This window comes from Hymenobacter sp. YIM 151500-1 (assembly GCF_025979885.1).
GTDB lineage: Bacteria > Bacteroidota > Bacteroidia > Cytophagales > Hymenobacteraceae > Hymenobacter.
Map to the genome: position 1 here is coordinate 1,236,197 of NZ_CP110139.1, position 24,126 is coordinate 1,260,322.

22 protein-coding genes are annotated in these 24,126 nt (G+C 64.7%); 11 read left to right on the forward strand and 11 right to left on the reverse strand.

Features of this window, described 5'->3' with window-relative positions:
* The first annotated feature begins 30 nt into the window (after positions 1–30).
* Positions 31–471, forward strand: a complete 441-nt coding sequence (locus tag OIS53_RS05070; RefSeq protein ID WP_264681309.1) for a DUF2147 domain-containing protein — start codon at positions 31–33, stop codon at positions 469–471.
* Between the two features lie 269 nt (positions 472–740).
* Here OIS53_RS05070 and OIS53_RS05075 read toward each other — a convergent pair whose 3' ends face one another.
* Positions 741–1,205: a hypothetical protein gene (locus OIS53_RS05075; protein ID WP_264681310.1), complete on the reverse strand. Its 465-nt coding sequence runs from the start codon at positions 1,203–1,205 to the stop codon at positions 741–743.
* 122 nt (positions 1,206–1,327) lie between these two features.
* Between OIS53_RS05075 and OIS53_RS05080 the strand changes: the two genes are divergently transcribed.
* Complete coding sequence (locus OIS53_RS05080; protein ID WP_264681311.1) at positions 1,328–1,960, forward strand: hypothetical protein; 633 nt, start codon at positions 1,328–1,330, stop codon at positions 1,958–1,960.
* Between the two features lie 101 nt (positions 1,961–2,061).
* Here the strand turns inward: OIS53_RS05080 and OIS53_RS05085 are convergent, their stop codons facing one another.
* Entirely contained in the window at positions 2,062–4,089 is a 2,028-nt protein-coding gene (locus OIS53_RS05085; protein WP_264681312.1) for a M1 family aminopeptidase, read from the reverse strand.
* 202 nt (positions 4,090–4,291) lie between these two features.
* On the opposite strand from OIS53_RS05085, the gene OIS53_RS05090 reads away from it, so the two are divergent.
* A complete protein-coding gene (locus OIS53_RS05090; protein ID WP_264681313.1) occupies positions 4,292–6,502 on the forward strand; it encodes a gliding motility-associated C-terminal domain-containing protein in 2,211 nt (736 codons plus the stop codon).
* A 206-nt stretch (positions 6,503–6,708) separates the two neighbouring features.
* On the opposite strand, the gene OIS53_RS05095 is transcribed toward OIS53_RS05090, so the two are convergent.
* The 3 genes from OIS53_RS05095 to OIS53_RS05105 form a co-directional block, all read right to left on the reverse strand.
* On the reverse strand, positions 6,709–7,353 hold the full coding sequence (locus OIS53_RS05095) for a cytochrome c oxidase subunit 3 (protein WP_264681314.1): 645 nt from the start codon (positions 7,351–7,353) through the stop codon (positions 6,709–6,711).
* 340 nt (positions 7,354–7,693) lie between these two features.
* Positions 7,694–8,041 (reverse strand): hypothetical protein, encoded by a 348-nt coding sequence (locus OIS53_RS05100; protein ID WP_264681315.1) that lies wholly within the window; start codon positions 8,039–8,041, stop codon positions 7,694–7,696.
* Positions 8,034–8,273: a hypothetical protein gene (locus OIS53_RS05105; RefSeq protein WP_264681316.1), complete on the reverse strand. Its 240-nt coding sequence runs from the start codon at positions 8,271–8,273 to the stop codon at positions 8,034–8,036. The genes OIS53_RS05100 and OIS53_RS05105 overlap by 8 nt, the downstream gene beginning before the upstream one ends.
* A 188-nt stretch (positions 8,274–8,461) precedes the next feature.
* On the opposite strand from OIS53_RS05105, the gene OIS53_RS05110 reads away from it, so the two are divergent.
* From OIS53_RS05110 to OIS53_RS05125, 4 genes are all read left to right on the forward strand, one after another.
* Positions 8,462–9,262: a TapB family protein gene (locus tag OIS53_RS05110; RefSeq protein ID WP_264681317.1), complete on the forward strand. Its 801-nt coding sequence runs from the start codon at positions 8,462–8,464 to the stop codon at positions 9,260–9,262.
* Positions 9,263–9,316: 54 nt separating this feature from the next.
* Positions 9,317–9,835, forward strand: coding sequence for a DUF4920 domain-containing protein (locus OIS53_RS05115; RefSeq protein WP_264681318.1), 519 nt, complete (start codon positions 9,317–9,319; stop codon positions 9,833–9,835).
* Positions 9,836–10,222: 387 nt separating this feature from the next.
* A complete protein-coding gene (gene ligA, locus OIS53_RS05120) occupies positions 10,223–12,415 on the forward strand; it encodes an NAD-dependent DNA ligase LigA (RefSeq protein ID WP_264681319.1) in 2,193 nt (730 codons plus the stop codon).
* 197 nt (positions 12,416–12,612) lie between these two features.
* Positions 12,613–13,053 carry a rhodanese-like domain-containing protein gene (locus tag OIS53_RS05125; RefSeq protein WP_264681320.1) on the forward strand — a complete coding sequence of 147 codons (441 nt, stop codon included), beginning with the start codon at positions 12,613–12,615 and terminating at the stop codon, positions 13,051–13,053.
* A 115-nt stretch (positions 13,054–13,168) separates the two neighbouring features.
* Here the strand turns inward: OIS53_RS05125 and OIS53_RS05130 are convergent, their stop codons facing one another.
* The gene (locus OIS53_RS05130; RefSeq protein ID WP_264681321.1) at positions 13,169–14,098 is read right to left on the reverse strand and encodes a polysaccharide deacetylase family protein; all 930 of its coding nucleotides are present in this window, start codon (positions 14,096–14,098) and stop codon (positions 13,169–13,171) included.
* A 129-nt stretch (positions 14,099–14,227) separates the two neighbouring features.
* Here OIS53_RS05130 and dapA point away from each other — a divergent pair, with 129 nt between their 5' ends.
* Positions 14,228–15,142: a 4-hydroxy-tetrahydrodipicolinate synthase gene (dapA, locus tag OIS53_RS05135; protein WP_264681322.1), complete on the forward strand. Its 915-nt coding sequence runs from the start codon at positions 14,228–14,230 to the stop codon at positions 15,140–15,142.
* A gap of 281 nt (positions 15,143–15,423) precedes the next feature.
* Here the strand turns inward: dapA and OIS53_RS05140 are convergent, their stop codons facing one another.
* Complete coding sequence (locus OIS53_RS05140) at positions 15,424–16,158, reverse strand: (Fe-S)-binding protein (protein ID WP_264681323.1); 735 nt, start codon at positions 16,156–16,158, stop codon at positions 15,424–15,426.
* A 130-nt stretch (positions 16,159–16,288) separates the two neighbouring features.
* Complete coding sequence (locus OIS53_RS05145; RefSeq protein WP_264681324.1) at positions 16,289–17,179, reverse strand: hydroxymethylglutaryl-CoA lyase; 891 nt, start codon at positions 17,177–17,179, stop codon at positions 16,289–16,291.
* Positions 17,180–17,299: 120 nt separating this feature from the next.
* Here OIS53_RS05145 and OIS53_RS05150 point away from each other — a divergent pair, with 120 nt between their 5' ends.
* Entirely contained in the window at positions 17,300–18,631 is a 1,332-nt protein-coding gene (locus OIS53_RS05150; protein WP_264681325.1) for a M23 family metallopeptidase, read from the forward strand.
* Positions 18,632–18,778: 147 nt separating this feature from the next.
* On the opposite strand, the gene OIS53_RS05155 is transcribed toward OIS53_RS05150, so the two are convergent.
* The 3 genes from OIS53_RS05155 to OIS53_RS05165 form a co-directional block, all read right to left on the reverse strand.
* Positions 18,779–19,381, reverse strand: a complete 603-nt coding sequence (locus tag OIS53_RS05155; RefSeq protein WP_264681326.1) for a hypothetical protein — start codon at positions 19,379–19,381, stop codon at positions 18,779–18,781.
* Between the two features lie 276 nt (positions 19,382–19,657).
* A complete protein-coding gene (locus OIS53_RS05160) occupies positions 19,658–20,386 on the reverse strand; it encodes a hypothetical protein (protein WP_264681327.1) in 729 nt (242 codons plus the stop codon).
* Positions 20,383–22,110 carry a S8 family serine peptidase gene (locus OIS53_RS05165; protein ID WP_264681328.1) on the reverse strand — a complete coding sequence of 576 codons (1,728 nt, stop codon included), beginning with the start codon at positions 22,108–22,110 and terminating at the stop codon, positions 20,383–20,385. The genes OIS53_RS05160 and OIS53_RS05165 overlap by 4 nt, the downstream gene beginning before the upstream one ends.
* Positions 22,111–22,249: 139 nt before the next feature.
* Here OIS53_RS05165 and OIS53_RS05170 point away from each other — a divergent pair, with 139 nt between their 5' ends.
* Both OIS53_RS05170 and OIS53_RS05175 read left to right on the forward strand, forming a co-directional pair.
* Positions 22,250–23,080, forward strand: coding sequence for an OmpA/MotB family protein (locus OIS53_RS05170; protein WP_264681329.1), 831 nt, complete (start codon positions 22,250–22,252; stop codon positions 23,078–23,080).
* A 683-nt stretch (positions 23,081–23,763) separates the two neighbouring features.
* Complete coding sequence (locus tag OIS53_RS05175; RefSeq protein ID WP_264681330.1) at positions 23,764–23,997, forward strand: hypothetical protein; 234 nt, start codon at positions 23,764–23,766, stop codon at positions 23,995–23,997.
* Positions 23,998–24,126 lie beyond the last annotated feature (129 nt).

Below are 24,126 nucleotides of genomic sequence, written 5' to 3' on the forward strand. Positions count from 1 at the left end.
TTTCCCGGAAATTCACCTCTCTCCCTGCCCATGAAAAAATTCCTGTTTCTCTGCCTGAGCGTGTTGCTGAGCGCTGCCGGCGGGGCTTCCGCTCAGACCCTCTCTCCCTTGGGTACCTGGACCAACGCCGATAAAAAAGCCACGTTTGAAATCTATAAGTGCGGTAACAAGCTGTGCGGCAAAATTGTAACGCTTACCGTTCCGAACGACCCCAAAACCGGCAAGCCCAAAACCGACACCATGAACCCCGACCCCAAGCTGCGCAACCGGCCGCGCCTGGGCATGGTATTCATGCAGGGCTTCGAGTATGACGCCGACAACAAGTGGGACGACGGTAAAATCTACGACCCCGAAAGCGGCAAAACGTACTCCTGCTACATGAAAATGCTGAACGCCAACTCCATGGAGGTGAAAGGCTACATCGGCTTCTCGCTGATCGGCAAGTCGCAAACCTGGACCCGGGTGAAGTAAGCCAACCGCTACCGCCCCACAAGAAAGCGCCGCTCCCTCCCCGGAAGCGGCGCTTTTTTGTGAAGCGGTTGAGGAAGTCGTCAGAAGCACACTAGCCAGTCCGTCATGCTCCATCTGGCATCCGCTTGTCGAAGCATCTCTCCTGCTTCGTCCGCACGGTTGAGATTAGTCAGAGGTAGAGATGCTTCGACTGCGGCTGCGGCTGCGCTCAGCATGACGGGCTATGGACTTTCTAAACAAGCTTATTTTTTCACCTCTCGCTTCTCACCTTAAAAAATCTCCTGGATGCGGTAGGTCTGGCCGCGGAACTGAAAGGTGTCGCCGGGGTGGTGCGGGGCCATGGCCTGAAACAGGGGCGAGAAGGCCGACAGCGCAAAGTAAGCGGTATCGTCGACGCGGATTTCGCCCAGACTCAACGACACGTAAAAACGCTGGGTGTTGGTAATAACGACCGAGCCCAGCCCGACCTGGTTTTTGGGCGAGCGGGCTTCGGGCACGCGCTGTAGTACCTGCAAGCCACTCAGGGCCTCGTCGAGCTGGCGCGCGAACAGGTCGCGCTGGCGCTGGCAGGTTTCGCGAAACGACTCGAACACGTCTTCTGCGCTGTGGTCTTCGAGGGCACTTTCCTGCACTGCGAGCATGGCCTGGCGGGCGTGGTCGGCTTTCAGTTGCTGCATGCGGCGGCACTCGGCCAGCAGCCGCTGTTTGAGCGTGGTGCGTTGGGTGGTTGTCATAGCACAAGCAAGAAAAAATAGGACATAAATCAAAAGACGACGCGGCCAAGTGCAGGGCTGCATCGTCTTCCCGAAAACCATTTATGCTCCGCAGTGTTACCCCTGAAAGCTCCTCTCCTGCCGTGTCTACGTTTCTGCAACGGTTTTTTGGTGGCACCCGCCCCACCGCCCCAGCTGAGTGGCAGCCCCTGCGGCGCAGCGCCGCCCAGGAGCGGGTGCGCCAGGCCTGGGTGGCCGACCAGGTGTACCTGAACTGGATGGGGCCGTTTTTCAAAGCCTACCATTACCAGAAGGCGGGCCTGCCCGGCGCTACGTTTCGGGTGCAGCTGGCCCAGGAAGAAGGCCGGCGCGGGGCCGTGTTTTTCTACGACCCCAGCATTGGGCCCGGCAACTTCCGCCACCTATTTGATTTTGTGCGCGACCGGGTGCTGCGCCTGGGTTACAACCTGGCTTCCTCGGATGAGCGCCGCCTGCGCCATCCGCGCTACACCGAGACCGTCAGCAAGCACTTCCTCAAGCCCCAGCCCCACGACTGCACCAGCACCGGGCGCTGCAACCAGCGCTTCGGCAACGTTACCATCGACCTGGTGAGCATCAACGGGCAACCCGGCTTTCTGCGCTTGCTCAGCAACCCCTTCACCGACGACATCTTCACCCCGGCCGCATCGTTTGATGAGCTGATGGACGCCGTATTCAACCTGCCCTCTGCCCCGCCCGAAGTCGAACAGCTCATTCGGAAGTATTATAAGAAGTGAGTTTTTTAGACCTGAGATGGTGAGACATGAGACTATCGTGCTGATGTAAAAACCAACAGAACGGAGTCTCACTTCTCATATCTCACGGTCTCAGGTCTAAACTATTCCCGCACAAACCGGGCTTGCGACACCTCGCCGCCGGGGGCGGTGAGGCGCAGCAGGTAGAGGCCGGCCGGGAGCGGGGCGGTATGCAGCACGGGGTCGGTGGCGCGGATGGCCTGGCGCAGCACCACGCGGCCAGTGGCGTCGAGCACTTCGGCCTGGGCGGGGCGGCCAGTCAGGTCGCGCAGGCGCAGCTGCTCCCGGCACGGATTGGGGTACACGGCTACTGGGGCCACGCGCGCCACCTGCCGCGACGACAAGACCAAGCTGGCGTCGCGCACGACAGTACCAGCCGGGTTGTTCAGAATCCACTGCTCGGGGTCGACCTGCACGGAAGCTACCTCGCGGGTTTCGGGCAGGGTGAAGCCACTTACGGGCTGGCTCTGGCGCAGGCGCACGGTGCGGGAGCTGCCGTCGGTGAAGACCAGGCGGTAGTCTACGTCGGTGTCGAAGAAGGGCGTTACGCTGGGCATGGACACGGTTTCGGCGGCTTGCAGGTACACGGTGCCGCCAGTCTGGTTCCAGCGCACGGTAAACGTGGGGTACCCCTCGCCCCGGAACCACTGGTCGAAGAAATACTGCAAGGAGCGGCCGGCTTCCTGCTCAAACACCCGCTGCAAGTCGCGGGTGCGGGCCGTGCGGCCGGCGTAGGTGCTCTGGTAGGTACGCAGGGCCCGGAAAAACTTGGCGTCGTCCTGGAGCAGGTAGCGCAGCATGTGCACCACGGCCGCGCCCTTCTTATACGACAAGGCAGAGCTGAAAATGCGGCCCACGGAGGTGGTATCGGCGGCCCGCACGCTGCCGCCCGCCGCCCGCATGGCCGACTGGTGGGCTTGGTCGAGCCACTGGCGCGCGGCGGCCGGCGAGGACAGCTGGTGCAGGGCCAGGTATTCGCCGTAGGATGCAAAGCCTTCGTTCAGCCAGATGTCTTCCCAGGCCCCGCAGGTAACATTGTTGCCGAACCACTGGTGCATCAGCTCGTGGGCCGTGAGCGTGAAGTTGAAGGTAGTTTGCGTGGTCATGGTCTGGTGCTCCATGCCCCCGCCCATGGGTGCCATAGAGTGCCCGTACTTTTCGTTGGCAAACGGATACAGGCCAGCCACCTCCGAGAAGTACTCCAGAAAGCCCGGCGTCCGGTCAATCTCCGTGCGGAAGGTGTTCAGGGCCGCTTGGTTGTAGACGTAGTTGACGATGGGAATGCGCGGCCCGCCAGCGGGGCTGGCGTAGTTGACATACTCCAGGTACGGCCCCACCGCCACCGACACGAGGTAGTAGGCAATGGGGTGGCGCGACTTCCACTCGTAGCGGACTTTGCCCTCGCCCACGGGCGTGGTGGCCACCAGCACGCCGTTGGAACCCACTTTGTTGGTGGCCGAAGTCGTTACCCACACGTCGGTGGAGTCGGCCTTATCGGTGAGCACCTGCTTGCAGGGCCACCACTCGTAGGCGTGGTAGGGCTCCGAGAGGCTCCAGGTGACGTTGACGTTGTAGTTCGGGACTAGGCGGGTGTCCAGGGCGTTGCCGATGGCGGCCCCGCCGCCGCTGGGCGCCGTGCCGCGGTAGCGGATGGTGGCCGTGAACAGGGCGCCGGGCGCGGCCGTGGCGGGCAGGGCCGCCGTGACGTCGCCGCCGGCGCGGCGCAGGCCGGGGCTCGGCCGCCCGTCTACGCTCACTGCTTCAATGGTGTAAGTGGGATACAGCTCAAAGGCCAGGGAATCGAGGCCCTCGGTGCCGGCGCGGGCCTTGATGGTCACGGTGCCCTCTACGGCGCGGGAATTGTTTTCGAGGCTGATGTCAAGCTTGTAGTAGCTGACGTCGTAGCGGCTCATCTGCTGGCGGTGGCGCACAGAGGCGTAGGCTGGGCGCTGGGCGTCGCCCTCCAGCTGGCGCAATCGGGTGTGGGCGCAGACCTGGGCGGCGGTGCCATCAAGGTCGGCAGGGTCGAGGTGGGGGGCGGGAACCTGGGCGGCTACGGGGCCAGCCAGCAGGACCAGCACCCCGGCCGCACGGCGGAATAGTTGCTTCATACTCAGTTGGAAAGGAGGGAAAGAATGGAAAGGGAGCAGGGCGGAAGTACGGCCCAAGGTAAGCAGGGGCGGCGCAAGTTTCGGGCGCGCTGCACGGAAACCGGGCCGGCGGTTCGTATCTTCCCTCTATCGTTATCCTTTCCTTCCAACCTGCGCTATGTCAATTCCTTACCCTCTGCCCTGCCGATTACGCCTACTCCTCTTGCTTTTCCTCGTGCTGGCCGGCGCTCCGGCGGCGTGGGCTACGCACCTGGTGGGCGGCGAGCTGGACCTGCAACACCGCGAAGGCAACACCTACCAGCTCACGCTGAATCTGTACTTCGACGCCCTGAACGGCAACGCCGGCGCCCTCGACAATGAGCTGACAGCCAGCATCTTCGACCGTGCTACCAATGCCCGCGTGCTGGACCTGGAGCTGCCGCTCACCAGCAACACGTTTGTGAGCTACACCAACCCCGCCTGCACCTCGCCCACGCTGGTGACGCGCCGGCTGGTGTACACGCGCAGCGTGGTGCTGCTGCCCCAGAACTTCGGTAGCGCGGGCGGCTACTACGTGGCCGTGGAGCGGTGCTGCCGCAACGTGAGCATCAGCAACATTCAGGCCCCCGGCGACGCGGCCCAAACCTTCTACCTGGAGTTTCCGGCCGTGGTGCGGGGCGGGCAGGCCTTTCGCAACTCCACACCCCATCGGTTTGCGCCCCTGGGCGACTACGCCTGCCTGAACGAGCAGTTCACCTACCCCTTCGGGGGCCAGGATGCCGACGGCGACTCCCTGGTGTATGAGCTGACCACGCCCCTGAACGGCCACGCGTCGGTGTCGGTGCCCAAGCCCATGGTGGCCAGCCCCGCACCCTATGAGCCTATCCGCTGGAACCCCGGCCTGTCGGTGAGCCGGCAGATACCGGGCTCCCCCACCCTTACCATCGACCGGCGCACGGGCCAGCTGCAAGTGCGGCCCACCCAGCTGGGGCTGTTTGTGTTCGGCATCCGGTGCGTGGAGTACCGCCGGGGCGTGAAGCTGGGCGAGGTGCGGCGCGACTTCCAGTTGAAAGTGGTGCAGTGCCCGGTGAATGCCCGGCCCAAGGTGCTGCTCGGCATGCCGGGCCGGGCAGCACCCTACCAGGTGGGCCGCGACACGCTGCGCCTGCGCCCCGGTGCGCCCCGCTGCTTCCGCCTGCGCTTCACCGACGCCGACCCCTCGTCGGCGCTCAGCCTGAGCTTGCGGCCCGTCAACTTCACGGCCCCGCTACCCACGCTGAGCGTGCTGCAAGGCACCGTGCGCGGGCCCGGCACCCCCGACACGCTGGTGTCGGAGCTGTGCTTTCCGGCTTGCTTTAACACCAGGGGCCGGGTGTACTTGCTGGACCTGATAGTGGCCGACAACGGCTGCCCCCTGCCCAAGCGCGACACCGTTCGGGTGGCTTTCACGGCCCAGCCCGACCCCAACGGCCCGCCTACGCTGCGCACCACGGCCGCCCAGCCCCTGCTAGCCCGCCCCGGCGACCTGATAACGTTTGACCTCGCCGCCATCGACCCCGACAACGACCCCGTGCAGCTGGAAATGACCGGCCGCGGCTTTGCGCCGGCCAGCCTGGGCGCCCAGCTTACCCAGGCTCAAAGCGGCAACCAGCGCACCGGCCGCTTCACGTGGCGCGTAGACTGCCGGGCCGTGGACCGCCCGGTGTACGAGTTTGAGTTTGCGGCCGTGACAACGCCCTGCAACGAGCGGACGGTGGCTACCGTGGTAGTGCCCGTGCAGATTGTGTACGAAAACCGCCCCCCGGCCCTGACCAGTACCCTGCCGCCCGCCACGGGCACGGCCCCGGTCGTGATTCGCCGGGCCTTGGGCGAAGTATACGAAGCCACCCTCACCGGCCTCGACCTGGACAATGACGCCCTGGCTCTGACGGCGGCGGGCCAGGGGTTTGAGCTGGGAGCCGTGGGCATGTCGTTTGTGCCCCGCAACGGGGCGGGCCAGGCCAGCGGCACGTTCCGGTGGGAGGCGTCTTGCGCCGCCGTGGCGGGCAGTGGTTCCGGCAACGGACTAGAGGTAACGTTTCAGTTGCAGGAAACCACCTGCCGACCCCAGCCCCAGACCCGCACGGTGCGCTTCGAGGTCATCAGCCCCGACACTACTACCTTCCTGCCCCCCAACATCATCACGCCCCGCCAGCGCGACAACAAAAACGACTTTTTCGAGCTGGACAACGTGCAAGCCAAGCTCCCGCCCGACTTCTGCAACTCCCGGTTTGCGGGCGTTAAAATCTTCAGCCGCTGGGGCAGCCTGGTGTACCAGTCGGGCAACCGCAGCTTCCGCTGGGACGGCGGCGGCCGGCCGGCGGGCGTGTACTACTACCTGGTCGAATTCACCGACAAGCGCCGCTACAAAGGCACCGTGACCATAGCAGAGTAAGTTTTTGCGTTTTTGGGTAATGGGGTGACACGTAAACGGTCATGCTGAGCGCAGCCGTAGTCGAAGCATCTCTACCGCTTCGTCCCCACGAATGGAGTTAGCCCGCGGTAGAGATGCTTCGCGGGGCTCAGCATGACTGTTCTCTTATCACCTGTCTCCTGTCACCATTTACCTCATCACCCCATCACTTCTTCACCCCAAAAAACCTAATACAAAAACAGAAACGCCATGAACAGCGCCACCCACAGGCCGTCGATAAAGTGCCAGTAGAGCGTAATCATGTGCAGCTGGAGGCGGCGGTAGGGGTTGCGGATGAAGACGAGGCTGCGCACAGCGTCGCGGGCGGCGTGGCTAGTGCGCAGCAGCAGGGCTAGCAGAAATAGCATGCCGCCCAGCAGGTGTGCTACGTGCAGGGCCGAAATCAGGTAGATGTAGGTGCCGCTGGCCACGCCATCGAGCACCACGCCCTGGGCCATCAGCTCGCGCCAGCCCAGCACTTGCAAGCCCGCGTACACGCTGCCCAGCAGCAGGGTGGCGCCCAGGCAGCGTTGCAGGGCCCGCAGGTCGTCGGTGGCGTAGAGGCGCTTGGCCTGGCTGATGGTATAGCTGCTGATGAGCAGCACCACGGTACTCAACGAGAAAAAGCGGGGCAGCGGATACACGCCGGTGGGCGTCCCGCTGATGGCGCGGGTGTGGGCGTACGCCACTACCAGTATCACGAACAGCACCGTAATTCCGACCAGCCCCAGGTAGAGCATCATGAGCAAGGGCGGCAGGCGCTCCATGCGCTGAAAGGCGGAGGCGGGGCGGCCGGCCCCTACACGGTTGGTAGATTCTTTATCGGAGTTCATCGGGCGGAAAAATCGGGCGGGGTGCGACTAGGCAAACCAATCTAAAGCCCTTTAGTTCCGGCCCTGATGGGCATTTTCGGCGCAGCGGGCCACCAGCAAGCTACGCAAAACCCACGGCCCCCGCTATACGGAATTCCGGCTTTATTCGGCCCGGTGCCCGGATTTTTTCTGTGCCCTGCCGAGCTTAACCAGACCTTGTACTGAGGCGCTGGAAACCCTGCAAGTCGCCGCAGGCGGACAGTTGGCATTTTTCTATCGAATCGTCCTGCTGCGCAGGTGGCGCATCAAGCCAAGGTGCGGAGCAGGACGGTCTACTTGTCACCATTCACCCCATCACCACCTACTTTCCCCGGAAAAAGGAGCCGATTTTTCCCAGCACGGCATTCAGGGTGATTTTGTGGGTGCGGCCTTCCCCGAATACTACGTGGGTTTTGCCGGTCACGCGCAGGTCCAGCACCAGGCCCAGCTGCACGGCCAGGTTGTGGAGCTGTTGCAGCGGGTCGGGGGCGTTGGGGTTCTTGGGCTTAGGCGGCGCGTTGGGGTCGCGGGGCGGACCGGCCGTAATTTTGTCGAACACGCGCTGGCTGGGGAAGTTGATGATGAGGTAGCCACCCGCGGCGGCCACCTGGATATCGTCGCCATCGAGGGTAATCACCAGCCGGGCCTCCAGTTCCAGGCCGCTAGCCAAGGTGCTCGGGGCTAGCTGGGGGCAGCGCCGGGCTGACGGCCGGCAGGTTTTCGCCGCGGGTCCGGATGCGCAGGGAACCGTTGAGGCGCCACGTGGTGGGCACGGCGGGGTTTTGCGGATTGGGCACCTGCAATTCCATCTGCTCGAAATTCAGGGCCAGCTCTACCCCGCCCGAAAGCTTGGAGAGCAGCGAAGCGGCCGTGTCGGCCCAGGAAGTAGATTGATCAGCCATACAGAGCAATGCGGTAAGCCGGCGCGCCGCCAGCAGCGCAAAGATGCGCGGAAAGTGCAGAAAACAAACCTGGCCCAGGGACGCAGAGTGCACAACCGGACCCGCCGAACCTAAACCACGGCGCCCTGCGTATGCAAGCCCCACGGCAGAATGCCTCTTTTAGTGAGTGGTGATTTTTCGAGTATACTATGCTTCGTTCTTCTTTGCTTGGGCTGCTGGCTCTGGTTCTGGTTCCGGGAGGTGCGTGGGCGCAACAGCCCGCCGCGGCAGCACCCTCCACCCCTACCCCATTTGGCTTGCACGACGACACCGAGCTGGTGTATGAGCTACAGGACGGCAAAGGCCGGCGCACCGGCACGCTGCGCCAGCGCGTGGTACACTTCGGGGAAGAGCAAAACAAGAAAAAGACCGTCACGACCACTACGGCCCTGCTGAAAAGCGGCCAGTACGACGCCCGCGACCGGCTGCTGAATATGCAGGACCTCACCTTCCGCTGCCGCCAGGACACCAGCTTCACCGACGGCGCCAGTGAGCTGCCGCAGGAACGCCTGCGCTCTTTCCGCGACCGTCTCTTTACCTACTCGCCCGTGCCGCTGGCCTGGCCCAATCAGCCTACCGTGGGCAGCACCCTGCCTAGCGGCGGCACCAGCGTGCAGGTCAGCAGCACGGCCGTGGATATTGCCCGGGTGTACGCCACCGTCCGGAACCGCCGCGTGGCCGGTGGGCCCGCCCCGCTCGCCACGCCGGCCGGTACGTTTAGCTGCTACCAGGTGGAGGCCCAGCACGAAACCGGCACCGTCGCCCGCACCGACATGACCATGCGCACCGCCGTGCGCGTCGTCGACTACTACTCGCCCACGGTGGGGCTGGTGAAGTCGGAGGTGTACGACAAGAACGGCAAGCTGGAGCGGGTGCGGGTGCTGACGGCCGTTAACCGGACCGGCAACCCCGCCCCCGCCCCAGTCGGCAGCCAGTCGAACCGGCCGTAAGGGCAAAAAGTCGTATTTTCAGGCCTCCAACCTGACTTCCCGACTTCCCCCACGATGAACTACGCCCTTCTTCCCGCCGCGGGCCTGCTGGCAGTGCTGGCCGGCTGCCAGCCCTCGGCCCGCTCTGAGGCCGACGAGGCGGCCCAGGCCTCGTCCGCTTCCGCTACCCAAGCTGCCCTCAGCGGCAAAACCTACGGCACTCCCATTTCAGCCGCCGGCGCCCAGCCGGTAGCCAAACTAGCCAACCTGCTCGGCAGCAACGACTCGGCGCAGGTGAAGCTGGTGGGCAAGGCCACGGCCGTGTGCCAGGCCAAGGGCTGCTGGCTGACCATGCAAACCCCACAGGGGCAGTCGATGCGGGTGCGGTTCAAAGACTACGCCTTTTTCGTACCCAAAGACATAGCCGGCAAAACGGTAGTTATCAACGGCTGGGCCCACCGCGAAACCGTGCCGGTGGAAGACCTGCGCCACTATGCCCAGGACGCCGGCAAGTCGGCTCAGGAAGTGGCCGCCATCACCCAGCCCGAGCAGCAGCTCAACTTCGAGGCCGACGGGGTGCTGGTGGCCGAGTAATGGCCAGACCTGAGACTGTGTCAAGTGAGGGGTGAGACCCAAGCACAGTAGCCCCGGCGGGGCGGCATGTCGGTAGAAACTTCTCTCAACATCAAAAAGCCCCAGCGGGGCGACACTTGTTATCCACGGATAGCAGGTGCCGCCCCGCTGGGGCTTTGCTTTTCTGGCGGCGTACGTGTGCTGTAGATGTGCTTTTCTTCCCCTCAACCGGTTCAAGCGCAGCGGTTGAGCTTTGTCCGGTCTCCAATTCTCCGTTTCTACTCACTTGCTGACCTGGTTGGCCCCGACGTTTTTTGCGCCACCTGCCGTACCAGGGCTGGGGGGCGTTGCGTACTTTCGTCCTGGCTCTTCTGCGGAGGTAGCCGACCCGTTCCATTCTTGCTTTTTATGTCCGAAACCGACGTTCAAGCCCGCATCCTGGCCCTCACTGAGCGCCTGCACCACCTCAACTACCAGTATTACCAGCGCGACATCTCGGAGGTGTCGGACCAGGAGTTCGACCAGTTGCTGGCCGAGCTGGCCCGGCTGGAGCAGCAGTACCCGCAGTTTGCTCAGCCCAACTCTCCTACCCAGCGCGTGGGCGGCACCATCACCAAGCAGTTTCCCACGGCCGAGCACCGCTACCCCATGCTCAGCCTGGGCAACACTTACTCCGAAGCCGACCTGCGCGAGTTTGACGAGCGGGTGCGCCGCGGCCTGGAGGGCGCCGACTACACCTACGTCTGCGAGCTGAAGTTTGACGGCGTGGCCATGAGCCTGACCTACCAGGACGGCCAGCTTACCCAGGGCGTAACGCGCGGCGACGGTACCCGCGGCGACGTGGTAACCAGCAACGTACGCACCATCAAGAACCTGCCCCTGCACCTGCGCCGCGAAGGCCCGCCCCAGCCTCCGGAGTTTGAGGTGCGCGGGGAGGTGTTCATGCCTCTGCCCGTGTTTGCGGAGCTGAACCAGGAGCGCGAAGCCAACGGCGAGGCCTTGCTGGCCAACCCGCGCAACGCCGCCAGCGGCGCCCTCAAGCTCCAGGATTCGGCCCTGGTAGCGGCGCGGCGCCTGCGCTTCTACGCCTACGCGTTTCTGATGCCCGGCCGCAACCAGTTTGCCACCCATAGCGAGTCGCTGGAAGCTCTGGCCGCCTGGGGCCTGCCCGTGTCCGACACCTGGCGGCGCTGCCACTCCCTGGCCGAGGTGCTGGACTTCGTGCACGAGTGGGACAAGAAGCGCTTCACCCTGCCCGTGGCCACCGACGGCATCGTAATTAAGCTCGACGACTTCCGCCAGCAGGAGGTGCTGGGCTACACGGCCAAAAGTCCGCGTTGGGCCATTGCCTACAAGTACCCGGCCGAGGCGGCCCGCACCCGCCTGCGTGAGGTGGAGTACAACGTGGGCCGCACCGGGGCCGTGACGCCCGTGGCCCTGCTCGACCCCGTGCCCCTGGCCGGCACCGTGGTCAAGCGCGCCTCCGTGCACAATGCCAACCAGATTGCCGCCCTCGACCTGCGCCTGGGCGACCTGGTGTTTGTGGAGAAAGGCGGGGAAATCATTCCCAAGATTACCGGCGTAGACGTGGCCGCCCGCCCGGCCGATGCCGCGCCCATCGTGTACCCCACCGCCTGCCCCTCCTGCGGCACGCCCCTAATCCGGCCGGCCGGCGAGGCGCATTTCCGCTGCCCCAACGACCGGGGCTGCCCGCCCCAGCGCAAGGCTCGCCTGGAGCACTTTGTGTCGCGCAAGGCCATGAACATCGACGGCCTGGGCGCCGAAACCGTGGGCCGCTTCTTCGACCTGGGCCTTGTTTCGGACGCGGCTTCCCTGTACGACCTGCCGGCCAAAGCCGCCGAGCTGGCCCAGCTGGAGCGCCTGGGCGAGAAGTCGGTGCAGCGCCTGGTGGCGGGCCTGGAAGCCAGCAAGCAGGTGCCGTTTGATAGGGTGCTGTTTGCCCTGGGTATCCGGTACGTGGGCGAGACGGTGGCCGAGAAGCTGGCCGCCCACTACCGCACCATCGACGCCCTACTGGCCGCCTCGGCTACCGAGCTGGCTGCCGTGCCCGAGGTGGGCGGCGTCATTGCCGAGTCGGCGGCGGCCTGGTTTCAGGAGTCCGACAACCGCGCCATGGTGGAGCGGCTGCGGGCCGCCGGCGTGCAGCTGGCCCTTACCGGCGAGGCCCCGCAGGCCGTCAGCAACCGCCTTGAGGGTCTGACCTTCGTGCTGTCCGGCGTGTTTGAGCTGCACTCCCGCGACGAGCTGCAAGCCCTGATTCAGGCCCACGGCGGCAAGGTGACGGGCTCCATCAGCAAGAAGCTCAGCTACCTGGTGGCCGGCGACAAAATGGGCCCCGCCAAGCGCGAAAAAGCCACCGAGCTAAAGGTGCCCATCATCACGGAAGCTGACCTGCTGGCCATGCTGCCCACCGACACCGAAGCTGCCGAAACACCCGAGGAAGCGGATTCTGCTGCGTTGCCGGCCAGTGCAGCTAGTGCCGCAATCGGCTCTACTGATGGTCCGGTAGCAGCCTCCGCTGTGGCCCCGCCACTGCCCGGCCCGAAGGCTGGCACAGGTCAGCAAGGTTTGCTATTTTAGAGCCCTGAAACCGGCTCCCGGGCCGGAACTTCTCACGCTGTGCCAATCCGGGCCGCCGCGCGGCCGGACACCACTCCCACCTTGGCGCACCGGGGAAGCCTCCGCCCGGGAGTTCCGGTGGCGAACAGCCCTTCAGCTGCAACCTTCGCCCCGGCCGCGTATCTTTCGCGCATCTACCACCTTCTATCGGTTTCGGTATGCTTCGCTTTCTGACTATCAGCGCTTTCCTGAGCCTGCCCCTACTGGCTCAGGCCCAAACCCTGCCCACCACGGCGCCCGAGCTACAGCAACAGCCCCGTTTCACCGACACCGGCGTCGTAGCGCCGCCCAGCCTGCCCGTAGCGCCGTTGCCCGAGGTCAAGAAGGCCCTGACTCAGCCCGATGCGGTGCTGCTCGACGTGCGCACCCCGGCCGAGTACGCCGCCGGCCACCTGCCCGGCGCCCAAAACCTCGATTACCGCTCCCCGGAATTTGCTAAGCAGCTGGCCTTGCTCGACCCCCAGAAAACGTATGTGCTCTACTGTGCCTCCGGCAACCGCAGCGGCAAAGCGGCCGTGCTCATGCAGGAGAAAGGCTTTCAGAAGGTAGTAAATGCCGGTGGCTATCCGGCGTTGAAAGAGAGCGGCGTAAAAAAGTAATGCTGAGCTCCCGCTTGGCGCTACGAGCAGAGCGAGTATCCTTGCGGCTGCACCACAGGGTGCGGTACTAGATACTCGCTCTGCTCGTGGCGCCGAGCGGGAGCTCAGCGTTACATTAAAAAGACTGCACCATGCTGTTGTGCAGGGTACGGGGGCTCCAGTAGCCGCTGGCAATGATGCGGCGGATGGTGTAGAGTGGGTCCTGAGGGTCGCGCTTCTCGGCCAGGATAAAGGCCGCGTCCATGCCCCGTTTTTTCAGCTCCGGAATGGCCTCCGGGTTCCAGAGGCCGAAGGGGTAGGCGAAGTAGTTGATTTTCTTGCCCGTAATTTCTTCGAGCTTTTTGGTGGGCTCCTCGATTTGCGTCACCCAGTCCTGGCCCTGGTATTTCTTTACGTTGTGGTGGTCCCAGGTGTGGGAGCCGATGACATTGCCTTCGTCGGCGAGCTGCTTGATCTGGGCCTTGCTCATGTAGCGCGGCCGCCCGATGCTCACCGTCATGATGAAGTACACGGCCTTGAAGCCGTATTTGTCGAGCGTGGGCCGGGCCACGGTGAACTGGTCGAGGTCGGTGTCGTCGAAAGTCAGCATCACCGGCTTGGAGGGCAGGGGCGCCCCGGTGGTCAGGTAGGCGAAGAGTTGGTCGGGCAGAATGGTGTGGTAGCCCGAGTCGGCCAGCATCTTGATTTGCTCTTTGAAGCGCTCCACCGGCACGATGTAGTCCTTGGCGCCTTTGGAATCCTTGGGTCGCCACTCCCGAATCTGGTGGTAACACAGGATAGGCACCTGCGGGCGGGCCGTGATGGTGGCGGCGTCGGCCCGCTTGCCGGGCGGGATGGTGGTGGGGCTGCCGGTGTTGCCAGCGGGGGCGGCCGGGGCCGGACTGGCGGCAGAAGAGCCGGCCGTGGCAGCGGAGTCGGCGCCGGGGCTGGCGTTGGAAGCGGCCGACTCGGCAGCGTTGGCGGTTTTGGAGTCGGTACAGGCGGGCAGGGCGCCGAGGGTGGCCAGGGTAGCTGCGGCCAGCAGCGGGTAATGGGTAAGCTTCACGGATGAGGGATGTAACGCGGCGGGCGGGGCCCGGGCCGTACTGGGGAGAGAAAACAGGACGACCTTCGCCGCCGGCATTGTACCTTCGCCGCGGGTCATTCCTCCACAAATCAACCGCTAATTTCCCGCATGGACAAACTTGCCCAGCGTCTTCCCGCCGGTGGCGGCTCCCCCCTGCTTTCCCTACGTGGCACAGGCGTAGCCCTGGTTACTCCCTTCACTTCCACGCCCGAGCGGGCTGTGGATTACGAGGCCCTGCGGCGGCTCGTGGATTTTGTGCTTGACGGCGGCGTGGAGTACCTCGTGGTGAATGGCACCACGGCCGAGTCGCCCACGTTGACCACCGAGGAAAAGGCCGAAATCCTGCGCGTGGTGCGGGAGCACACCGCTGGCCGCGCCCCCATTGTATACGGCATCGGCGGCAACGACACGGCCGCCGTGGAGCGCACCATCCGCAGCACCGACCTGGCGGGCGTCACGGCCATCCTGTCGGCCTCACCCTACTACAACAAGCCCAGCCAGCGCGGCATCGTGGCCCATTACGAGCGGCTGGCCGACGCCGCGCCCGTGCCGCTGCTGCTCTACAACGTGCCGGGCCGCACCGCCTCCAACCTTACGGCCGCCACCACCCTGCACCTGGCCCGGCACCCCAACATCATCGGCACCAAGGAGGCCAGCGGCAACCTGGAGCAGTGCATTGCCATTGCCGCCGCCAAGCCCGACGATTTCCTGCTGATTTCCGGCGACGATATGATGACCACCAGCCTCATCAGCTTCGGCGGTGTGGGCATCATCTCCGTGCTGGCCAACGCCTTCCCCCGTCGCTTCTCCGACATGACCCGCGCCGCCCTGGCCGGCGACTTCGCGGCGGCCAGCCAACTGCTGTTCGGCTTCTCGGAGCTAAACCCGCTGATGTACGAGGAAAGCAACCCCGTCGGCGTGAAAACGGCTTTGGACCTACAGGGCGTGTGCTCCGGCGCCGTGCGCCTGCCGTTGGTGGAGGCCTCGGAGAGCCTGCGGGAGCGGGTGAAGCAGCTGGTGTAGCCTCACCCCCCGGCCCCGCAACTGCTTGATGCGCAGTATCCCGTGGAGAGGGGGAGCCTGACGACATTGTTCTACGCCGCCTTTTCGGCTCGCGCCTCCGAGGCAGCTTGCCAACCAGCACTAGAGAAGCAAAGCGCCACTCCTGCGGCAGGAGTGGCGCTTTATGATTGGTAGCAGTACTTGAGGCGGTAGCCGAAAGTGCTGCGCCGGGCGGAGCGTCAGGCTCCCCCTCTCCACGGGATACTGCGCATCAAGCAGTTGCGGGGCCGGGGGGTGAGGCCCTACCACCCACTAGCCAGCACATCGGCTACGTGCAGGGTCTGGATGGGCTTTTTCTCGCGACGGATGTAGGCGTCGAGGTGCATGAGGCAGCTCGTGTCGGTGCTGACGATGTATTGGGCGCCGGTGGCCAGCGCGTGCTCTACTTTCTGCTCGGCCATAGCAACGGATATGGCCTCAAACTTCACGGCGAAGGTGCCGCCGAAACCACAGCAGGTTTCGGTTTCAGCCATTTCCAGGCGCTCTAGCCCAGGCACAGCGTCGAGCAGGCGGCGCGGGGCCTCCCGGATGCCGCACTCGCGCAGGGCCGAGCAGGAATCATGGTAGGTGTAAGTGCCCTGGAGCCGAGCCTGCGGAATGCGGGTCACGCCCAGCACATCCACCAGAAACTCAGTCAGCTCGAAGGCCCGGCGCTGCACCCCGTGGTAGCGCCCCGACTCCGGCGTGCCCTCAAACAAATCGGCGTAGGTGTTGCGCACCATGCCGATGCACGAAGCCGACGGACTCACGATGTAGTGCTCCTGCTGGGTCGGGAAGTCGTCCAGAAACTTGCAGGCTACTTCGCGGCTTTGCTGCTTATAGCCCGCGTTGTAGGCCGGCTGCCCGCAGCAGGTTTGGTTGGCATTATAGTGCACCGTGCAGCCCACGCTTTCCAGCACCTTCACCATGTTCAGGGCGGTCTGGGGGAAAAGCTGGTCTACGAAGCAGGGAATGAACAGGTCGACGGCGGCTGGCATAGGTAGTGGAACTTCACCCCCTAGCCCCCTCTCCAAAAGAGAGGGGGAACTAGCTTTTTAGTTTTTAGAACTAGAAAACCCAGCTGGTGGTGAGGTATGAAAGGGTAAACTGGAAGCTACTGTTTTAGAGCTAGTTCCCCCTCTCTTTTGGAGAGGGGACTAGGGGGTGAGGTTCCACAAAGATGCGCTGATTCAGCTCCAAAGCCGCACCCAGGGCCTCTGTTAGCAGCACTGGCTCCTCGCCTACCTCGCGGGCAAACTCCAGCAGCCGCTCGGTGGGCATGTTGCCGGTGAGCTGGTCGGCGGCCATGGGGCAGCCGCCGTAGCCACCCAGGGCTCCGTCGAAGCGGCGGCAGCCGGCCTCGTAGGCGGCCTGTACTTTCTCCCGCCAGCTCTGGGGCGTGGTGTGCAGGTGGGCGCCAAATTGGATGTGGGGGAAAGCGGCGGTCAGCTCCCGGAAGGCGGGGCCGATGGTGGCCGGCGTGGAGGCCCCGATGGTGTCGGACAAGGCCACGCGGCGTACGGCCAGGGCGTCGAGGCGCTGAGTGAACTCGCCCAGCACGCCGGGGCTCCATGGGTCGCCGTAGGGGTTGCCGAAGCCCATGCTCAGGTACACCACCTGCTCCTGCCCGGTGCGGGCACACAGCTCCTGCATCCGAGTTACGTCGTCGAGAGCCTGGGCAATGCTCTTGTTGGTGTTGCGCTGCTGAAACGTTTCGGACACCGACAGCGGGAAGCCGATGTAGCGGATTTCGGGGTGCTGGGCGGCGGTTTCGGCCCCGCGCAGGTTGGCCACGATGGCCAGCAGCTGGGTACGGGTCTGGCTCAGGTCGAGGCCGGCTAGCACTTCGGCCGTGTCGGCCAGCTGCGGAATGGCCTTGGGCGAGACGAAGGAGCCGAAGTCAAGCACGTCGAAGCCCACACCCAGCAGGGCGTTGAGGTAGGCTGTTTTTTCTTCGGTCGGAATGAAGGCCGGCCAGCCCTGCATGGCGTCGCGGGGGCACTCGGTGAGGTGGAGCATGGCAGAAATGGGGGGAATGGGCCGGTAAAGGTACACGGCTCCGGCGGGTAGAGCAGCAGCAGAACTAGTCGGCGCCAGCTGGGGTTTAGCTCATACCGTCTATCCTTCATCCTACTGCACTTGTCCCTGCTTCGCTTGCGCGCCCTGCCGGCGCTGATTTTCGTTTTATTCCTCACGGCTTGTAGCCAAAGCCAAACCCTGCAAGGCATCTTCCAGCGGGGCACGCCCCACGAGGAGTATGCCCGCCGCCTGCGCCAGGCCGGCCTCCACCAAACCGCCCTGGGCCGCGACTGGCTACACGCCGCCGAGCAGGCCCTACGCGACTCGCTGGTCGTCACGTTGCCTTTCCAGGAAAGCGGCTTCTTCCCCGCCGACCGCGCCACCGCCGCCAGCTACCGCTACGGGGTGCGCACCGGCGAAACCATCCGCATCAGCCTCACGCTGGCCCCCGGCACCGAGGCCCCGCGCGTGTTCGTGGATGCGTTTGAGCTGAGCCCCGCCCAAGCCGCTCCTACCCGGCTGGCTTCGGCCGATACCGCCAGCCTGGACTTCAGCTACGTAGCCGAGGCCGACCGCCAGCACCTGCTGCGCGTGCAGCCCGAGCTGCTGCGCGCCGGCCGCTACACCGTGCGTATCCGGCGCGAACCTAGTCTGGGCTTTCCGGTGCCCGGCAAAAACGACGTGGCCGTGGGCTCATTCTGGGGCGTGGAGCGCGACGGCGGGGCCCGCCGCCACGAGGGCATCGACATCTTTGCCCGACGCGGCACGCCGGTGGTGGCCGCCGCCAACGGCTACATCACGCGGGTAAACGAGACGCCCCGCGGCGGCCGGGTGGTGTGGCTGGCCGATACCGAGCACGGCCAGCACCTCTACTACGCCCACCTCGACCGGCAACTGGTGCAGCCCGGCCAGCAGGTGCGCATCGGCGACACGCTGGGGCTGGTCGGCAACACCGGCAACGCCCGCTCCACCCCGCCCCACCTGCACTTCGGCATCTACCGCAGCGGCCAGGGCCCCGTCGACCCGTTCCCGTTCGTGCGGCGGGCCGACGCGCTGCCGCCGGCTCCCAAGACGCTGCCGGAGCAGCTGGGCCACTGGGTACGGGTGCGCGACAAGCAAGCAATCCTGCGCCTCTCCCCCGCCGACCGGGCCGCGGCCCTGGGCACGGCTCCCCGCCAGACGCCTCTATTGGTAGTGGGCGCCCAAGCCGGCTGGCTGCGCGTGCAGCGCCCCGATGGCCGCGTGGCCTACGTGTCGGCGAAGGCCGTGGCGCCGGCCGCGCCCCTGCGCCGGGAGCAGCTGGCCGCCCCCGCCGACCTGCGGGCCCTGCCCCACCCCGACGCGCCCACTATTGCTGCCCTGCCCGCCCAAACCGCCGTGGCCGTGCTGGGCGAGTTTGGCCGCTACCGCCTGGTGCGCCAGCCCGACGGCCGCACGGGCTGGCTGGGGTAAGAAGAGGTGGTTAGTGATTAGAAGATGCATCAGGTCTGCCGCTGGCAGACCACTTGTCAATTAACTCTATCAGATTTCTTTCACAAACAACAGCGCCGCCCAAATGCTTGGGCGGCGCTATTGCGTTTGTAGGAGGCTACGGGCGCGTTATTCGGCAATGACCACGGCCCGGCCCAGCTTGCGGGAGAAAGCCAGGCGCCGCTCCCGGCCATCGGCGGCGGGGTAGTCGAAGCCTACGGCGCGGTTGTCTTCTTTTACTGAGGTCCACGATTGGGCATCCACGTTTTCGGGCTGCACGGCAGAGCGGGGCACGGCCGGCTGCACAAACCGCTCCTCACGAAAGAAATTGTTCATGCCCTGCAAAATGGCAATTTCCTTGTCGCGGACGGTTGCGGCCCGCGGGTCGTCCAGGTCCCGCTCGTTGATGAGGGCTATGGCCGGCATGGCCTCTTTGCGGAGGGTGTCGCCGGTGCTGCTGATGATGAAAAAGTGGGCCTGCGAGGTGGCAATTTTCGGGCCCCGCAGTTGCAGCACAAACCGGTCTTTGGTGCGGGGGTTAGAGAAGGCGTGGGTGGCGTTGACGGTGCGCAGCACGGTGCGCTCCGTCAGCCGCGCCCGGGCACCTTCGGGGGTGGGCGTAAATACTTGCTGGGAATTTCTGGAAGTCCCTACCTCCCGCTCGGTGTTGATGCACGAGGTGGTGTGCAAAGCCAACAACAGCCCGGCGGCAGGGAGTACAATTTTTCTCATGAGTAAGAAAGTGACCTGTTTAGGTAAATCAATTCGGCAAACAACAAAACCGGCGGGCCACTCCTTGGCCCCTACCTACGTCCTTCTGATGCGTCTTGTGCTGACGAGAGCAGTGTACCGCAAAATGCAGGCCGGGGTTGTAGGCTCCGGTGCGCGGCAGGCGGTTTTTTTAGTTGTTTTCAATCGAAGCAAAAGGCTGACTTCGCTCCGGCACAATTCGCCTTCCAGCAGCCTCACGCTCTGCGCTTGCCCCCTGCCCTGCCCTGACCAGCACCTTCACAACCAGCCCAGCTCCAGGCCAACGGTCCAGCGGGGCAGCTCCGGGTAGCGCGACCGGGCTTCGGCGCTGAAAGCAGGGCTCAGGCGGTAGCGGGCCACGGCGGCGTAGCGGCCGGAGCCCAGGCGCGTGCCCACGCCGTAGGGCCAGCGGTTCAGATACGGCAAGCCCCGGTTGACGACCTGGGTGCGGGCGGCCCCGGCCGGGCCGGGCCGGTCTTCGTAGCGGTGGGCGGTGCCCGTTACCCAGCCGGCCCAGCCCGCCAGGTCGAGGTAGCGGCCCACCACGTTGCCGCGCCGCCCAACGTTGAGGCGCACGTAGGGCTCCAGCTGCACCTGCGGCAGGGTCAGCGACTCGGTGTGGTGGCGGGCGGGCGTGGGCAGCACCTTCCGGCCGTTTTGCCGCAGCCGATACGTGAGCCAGGCGTAGCGGGCATCCACGCCCACCGCCAGAGCTGGCGAAAGCCGAAACTTGTGGCGCAGCCCCACGAAGAAATCGGCCGAAACGCCGTAGCGCAGGTCGGCGCCCGGCCCGCTGGCTGCGCCCGCCACGGGCGCGTAGCCCAGGTAAAAGTGGCGAAACACGGCCCGGTTTGGCCCCCGGCGTACCTCCATGGAGTCGGTGGCGGGCGTGGCGCGCAGCAGCACCCGCTGCGCCCGCGCCGGGCCGGCGGCTAGCAGCAGGGTGCCGGACAGCAGCAGCAGAGCCGGTGCATGCAGGATTTTCATGGGGTAGGATACGTGAGGGTGTAGCCCCGGTAGTGCACCCGCAGGGCCTCACCAGGCTGCAGCAACTCCCGAGGCACGCGCAGCACGGCCCGCTGCTGCACCTCCACCACTTCGTACAGCCGCGGGCGGCCGGCCCGGTCCAGCACCTGCCAGTACAGATACGCCGGCGCCTCGGCGGGGAAGGCAGGACCGGTTTCGGGGGCCGCCTCCCCGGCCAGGGGCGCGGGCGCCGCGTCGGCTACCAGAGGCAACACGGCTGGCTGGGTCCGGGCCGCTTCCGGCCGAATCACCACGGCCAGCACCGAATCCTGGGGGGTAATATCGAAAGTGGGCAACGCGGGTGCCGCAGGCGGCTGGGTGAAAAAGCGGGCCTGGGGCAGGCCGTAGCCGTGGGCGTAGTCGAAGTACGGGTAGAGCGTGGCCGACTGCTGCAACCGCTCAAACAGCTGCATGACGGTAAGGCCGCGCTGCTGCTGCCACACGCAGGCCGCAAACCCCGCCACCAGCGGACTGGCAAACGAAGTGCCCTGGATACGCTCGTAGCCCCCGTTCGAGGCGGCAGCTACCACTTCGCCGAAGGCCGCCACGTTGGGTTTCAGGCGCTTGCCCGGCGCGGGCCCGTAGGAGCTGAAGTCGATGTGCAGGTACGTAGCCGGGTCGAGGCCGCCCACGGCCAGCACCGAGTCGCCATCGGCGGGAGTGCCGATGATGCGCCAGCGCGGGTCGTCGCCGGCGTTGCCGGCGGCATTCACCACCAGCATGCCCTTGCGCACAGCCAGCTCGGCGGCGCGGGCTACCAGGCTGGTGCGGCCATCCATCTGCTCCGGAAAGTAGCGCCGGTCGGTGTAGCCCAGCGAGGAGTTGATGATGTCGGCGCCCTGGCGGTCGGCCCACTCGGCAGCGGCCAGCCAGGCTTCTTCCTCGGCGTACTGCTCGCGGTGCAGGTGCTCGGTGCGGGCCAGCAGAAACTCGGCGTCGGGAGCCAGGCCCAGGGCGGTGCTGTCGGGCCCAGGCAGGCGGCCCGCCAAACACGACAGCACTTTGGTGCCGTGGCTGCCGCCCAAGTACACCTGCGGCGAGTGACGCAAAAAGTCGTAGGTAGCCACCACGGCCCCGCGCCGGTAGAGGTGGGCAAAGGCCGGGTGACGGTCGGTGCCCAGAAAGCCCACGTCGAACACGGCAATGCGCAGGCCCCGGCCGCGGAGGCCGGCCCGGCCCAGCTCGGCGGCGCCCAGGCTGCTGGTCTGGCGCCGGGCCAGCTGGCGGTCGGCGGCGGTGAGGGGGCGGGCGGCAGAAGCCGGCGCCGGGTGCGCCGCCACGGGCAGGGGCGCGGCGGGCCAGGGCTGCACCTGCCGCACGCCGGGCAGCTGGCGCAGGGCGGCGGCCTGGGCCGGCGTGGCGCGGCAGGCTACGGCATTAAACCACCGGCTCACCAGCGTCACGGTGTCTGCGGCGGCGCGCACCTGGGCCACGTAATCGGGGCGCACGGGAAAGTCGGTGCTGTCGGCGGCGGGCAGGTGCTGGCGCTGGCGGCGGGCTTGGGCCGGGGTGCTGAAGTAGGAGGCCGGCGCCAGCTGCTGGCCGGCTTTGTCGCGGAACACGACCCAGTAGCGGGCCGGTGCGGCAGCCGGCGGCGCCTGGCCGGCGGCGCCAAGCACGGGCAGCAAGCTGGCTGCCCCCAGGCCGGCCGCCAGGCGCAGGAGTTTCTGTACTTGAAGACGCAACAACACGGAAACGGGCAAAACCAAAAACGCAGAACGGGACGCCGAAGGTACGACAAAGCACCGCACCTGGTACGGCCGCAACTCGACGGCGCGGCGCCTCGTTTAGCAGGACAATTTCACCTGTCTAGCTTGTTTAGCGATGCGCTCTACCTTCCTGCAACCTGTTCTGGCGGCCCTGCTGGCCACGGGCCTGCTCGGCACCTCGGCCTGCGTTTCCCAGAAAAAATACGCCGCCCTGCAAACCCAATACACCGACCTGACCAAGGCCCGCGAGCAGCTACAGGCCGAGAAAACGGCCCTGGAGCAGGACAAAGCCCGCAGCGAAGAAGCCCTGCGCACCAGCCTGCTCAGCAAAAACCAGCAAGTCAGCCAGCTGAACGCCAGCCTGAGTGGGGCCCAGCAGGAAAACTCCCAGCTGTCGGCCGACCTGCGCACCAAAGAGCAGCGCATCGCCGACATGCAGCGCATCCTCGACCAGAAGGACGCCGCCGTGAAGGCCCTGCGCCAGAAAGTCGGCGACGCGCTGCTGGGCTTCAACGCCCAGGACCTCCAGGTAAACGTGCGCAACGGCAAGGTGTACGTGTCGTTGTCGGAGCAGCTGTTATTTAAGTCAGGCTCGACGAAAGTGGACCCCAAGGGCCAGGAAGCCCTGCGCAAGCTGGCCACCGCCCTCAAGGGCAACCAGGACGTGAACGTACTGGTGGAAGGCCACACCGACAACGTGCCCGTGGCCCGCGGCACGGCCGGTATGCGCGACAACTGGGACCTAAGCGTGCTGCGCGCCACCGAAATTACGCGCATCCTGACCGAAGCCGGCCTGTCGGCGGCTCAGGTGACGCCCTCGGGCCGCAGCCAGTACGTGCCCGTCGCCCAGAACGACACCCCCCAAAACAAGGCCCTCAACCGCCGCACCGAAATTATTCTGACGCCCAAGCTCGATGAGCTATTTCAAATTCTGGAGCAGAATTAGCGCGTATTGCACAATGTGTGGAGGTAGAATTGGTAAGGTTGAGCTTACCGAACCAGAGCAAGCGGCAACGCAAACCTGTTTTTAGCCTACGCAAGCTATTTTGTATAACAGCACGGTCTTTCGCGGCGAAGGACCGTGTTTTTTTATTCGGCTTATTCAGCTAAAAAAGAAACTGCCAATTGGTTTGTTTAATTTGGTTGGCTACCCCACCTGCGCTTTTAGAGCCGGCCATTCACTTCGGCTTGTAGATTTCTCAGGATTTTGTCTTTCCCTCTCTGCGCCAGTTATTGGCTAAGACTTGCGGGTTTTCGGTGCGAATGGGCGTGAACTGCCGGATTATAAGGCACTATTAGAACAAAAATCAACCAAAAGAGGCTGCCATATTTAATCAGACAAATTTAGTCTGAAAATTCACGTACTGTTACAATCTACAACCTACGTTGACGCCGCCCTGGTTTACAACTCGCTTACTATTTCTTCGTAAGCTGAGGTATTCTACTCTCTGCCACTCAATTGGGCTTTTTATGCAGCTTAGGGCGCGCTGAGGACTGATGGTTGCAGCTGCTTTGCACTGGCGAATTTTACTTGAAGAGAAAAACATTTTTCCTAAAGTTGACTTCCCAGTAATTTTCTTTGACCTTTGAGCCAAACATTTGTCTTTCCTGTAAGTAATCTACTTCCCTATGGCCACTGCTGACCTCAACAAGCTCCAACAAATTCTGGCAAGCGCCGAAGAAAACGAAGCCGTCATCTCGCAGATTCGCAAGAACATGCAGAAAGTAAACGAGCTGCTGACCGAGATTAATACGATGCTGGAGCCCGGCTACAAACCGGAGAAAAAAGAGCGTAAGCCGCGCGCCACTAATGGTACTGGTAAGCGTCCCGGCCGCCCCAAGAAAAATGTAAGCGCCGAGTAACAAAGAAATACTTCCGATTCTTTCGGAGAAAAGGCCTGCCGAACGAAAATTCAGCGGGCCTTTTTTTTCGTCAGCTAAAGCAATTATATGCACCGGAAGCCGTGTGTCGGAGAAATATATACCGCAGCA

Coding starts and splice junctions, on each gene's coding strand:
- OIS53_RS05105 (WP_264681316.1), bottom strand. CDS start 8,273: ATGGCTGATCAATCTACTTCCTGGGCCGACACGGCCGCTTCGCTGCTC.
- OIS53_RS05115 (WP_264681318.1), top strand. CDS start 9,317: ATGAACTACGCCCTTCTTCCCGCCGCGGGCCTGCTGGCAGTGCTGGCC.
- OIS53_RS05085 (WP_264681312.1), bottom strand. CDS start 4,089: ATGAAGCAACTATTCCGCCGTGCGGCCGGGGTGCTGGTCCTGCTGGCT.
- OIS53_RS05155 (WP_264681326.1), bottom strand. CDS start 19,381: ATGAGAAAAATTGTACTCCCTGCCGCCGGGCTGTTGTTGGCTTTGCAC.
- OIS53_RS05095 (WP_264681314.1), bottom strand. CDS start 7,353: ATGAACTCCGATAAAGAATCTACCAACCGTGTAGGGGCCGGCCGCCCC.
- OIS53_RS05110 (WP_264681317.1), top strand. CDS start 8,462: ATGCTTCGTTCTTCTTTGCTTGGGCTGCTGGCTCTGGTTCTGGTTCCG.
- OIS53_RS05175 (WP_264681330.1), top strand. CDS start 23,764: ATGGCCACTGCTGACCTCAACAAGCTCCAACAAATTCTGGCAAGCGCC.
- OIS53_RS05075 (WP_264681310.1), bottom strand. CDS start 1,205: ATGACAACCACCCAACGCACCACGCTCAAACAGCGGCTGCTGGCCGAG.
- OIS53_RS05125 (WP_264681320.1), top strand. CDS start 12,613: ATGCTTCGCTTTCTGACTATCAGCGCTTTCCTGAGCCTGCCCCTACTG.
- ligA (WP_264681319.1), top strand. CDS start 10,223: ATGTCCGAAACCGACGTTCAAGCCCGCATCCTGGCCCTCACTGAGCGC.
- OIS53_RS05145 (WP_264681324.1), bottom strand. CDS start 17,179: ATGCTCCACCTCACCGAGTGCCCCCGCGACGCCATGCAGGGCTGGCCG.
- dapA (WP_264681322.1), top strand. CDS start 14,228: ATGGACAAACTTGCCCAGCGTCTTCCCGCCGGTGGCGGCTCCCCCCTG.
- OIS53_RS05070 (WP_264681309.1), top strand. CDS start 31: ATGAAAAAATTCCTGTTTCTCTGCCTGAGCGTGTTGCTGAGCGCTGCC.
- OIS53_RS05140 (WP_264681323.1), bottom strand. CDS start 16,158: ATGCCAGCCGCCGTCGACCTGTTCATTCCCTGCTTCGTAGACCAGCTT.
- OIS53_RS05170 (WP_264681329.1), top strand. CDS start 22,250: ATGCGCTCTACCTTCCTGCAACCTGTTCTGGCGGCCCTGCTGGCCACG.
- OIS53_RS05160 (WP_264681327.1), bottom strand. CDS start 20,386: ATGAAAATCCTGCATGCACCGGCTCTGCTGCTGCTGTCCGGCACCCTG.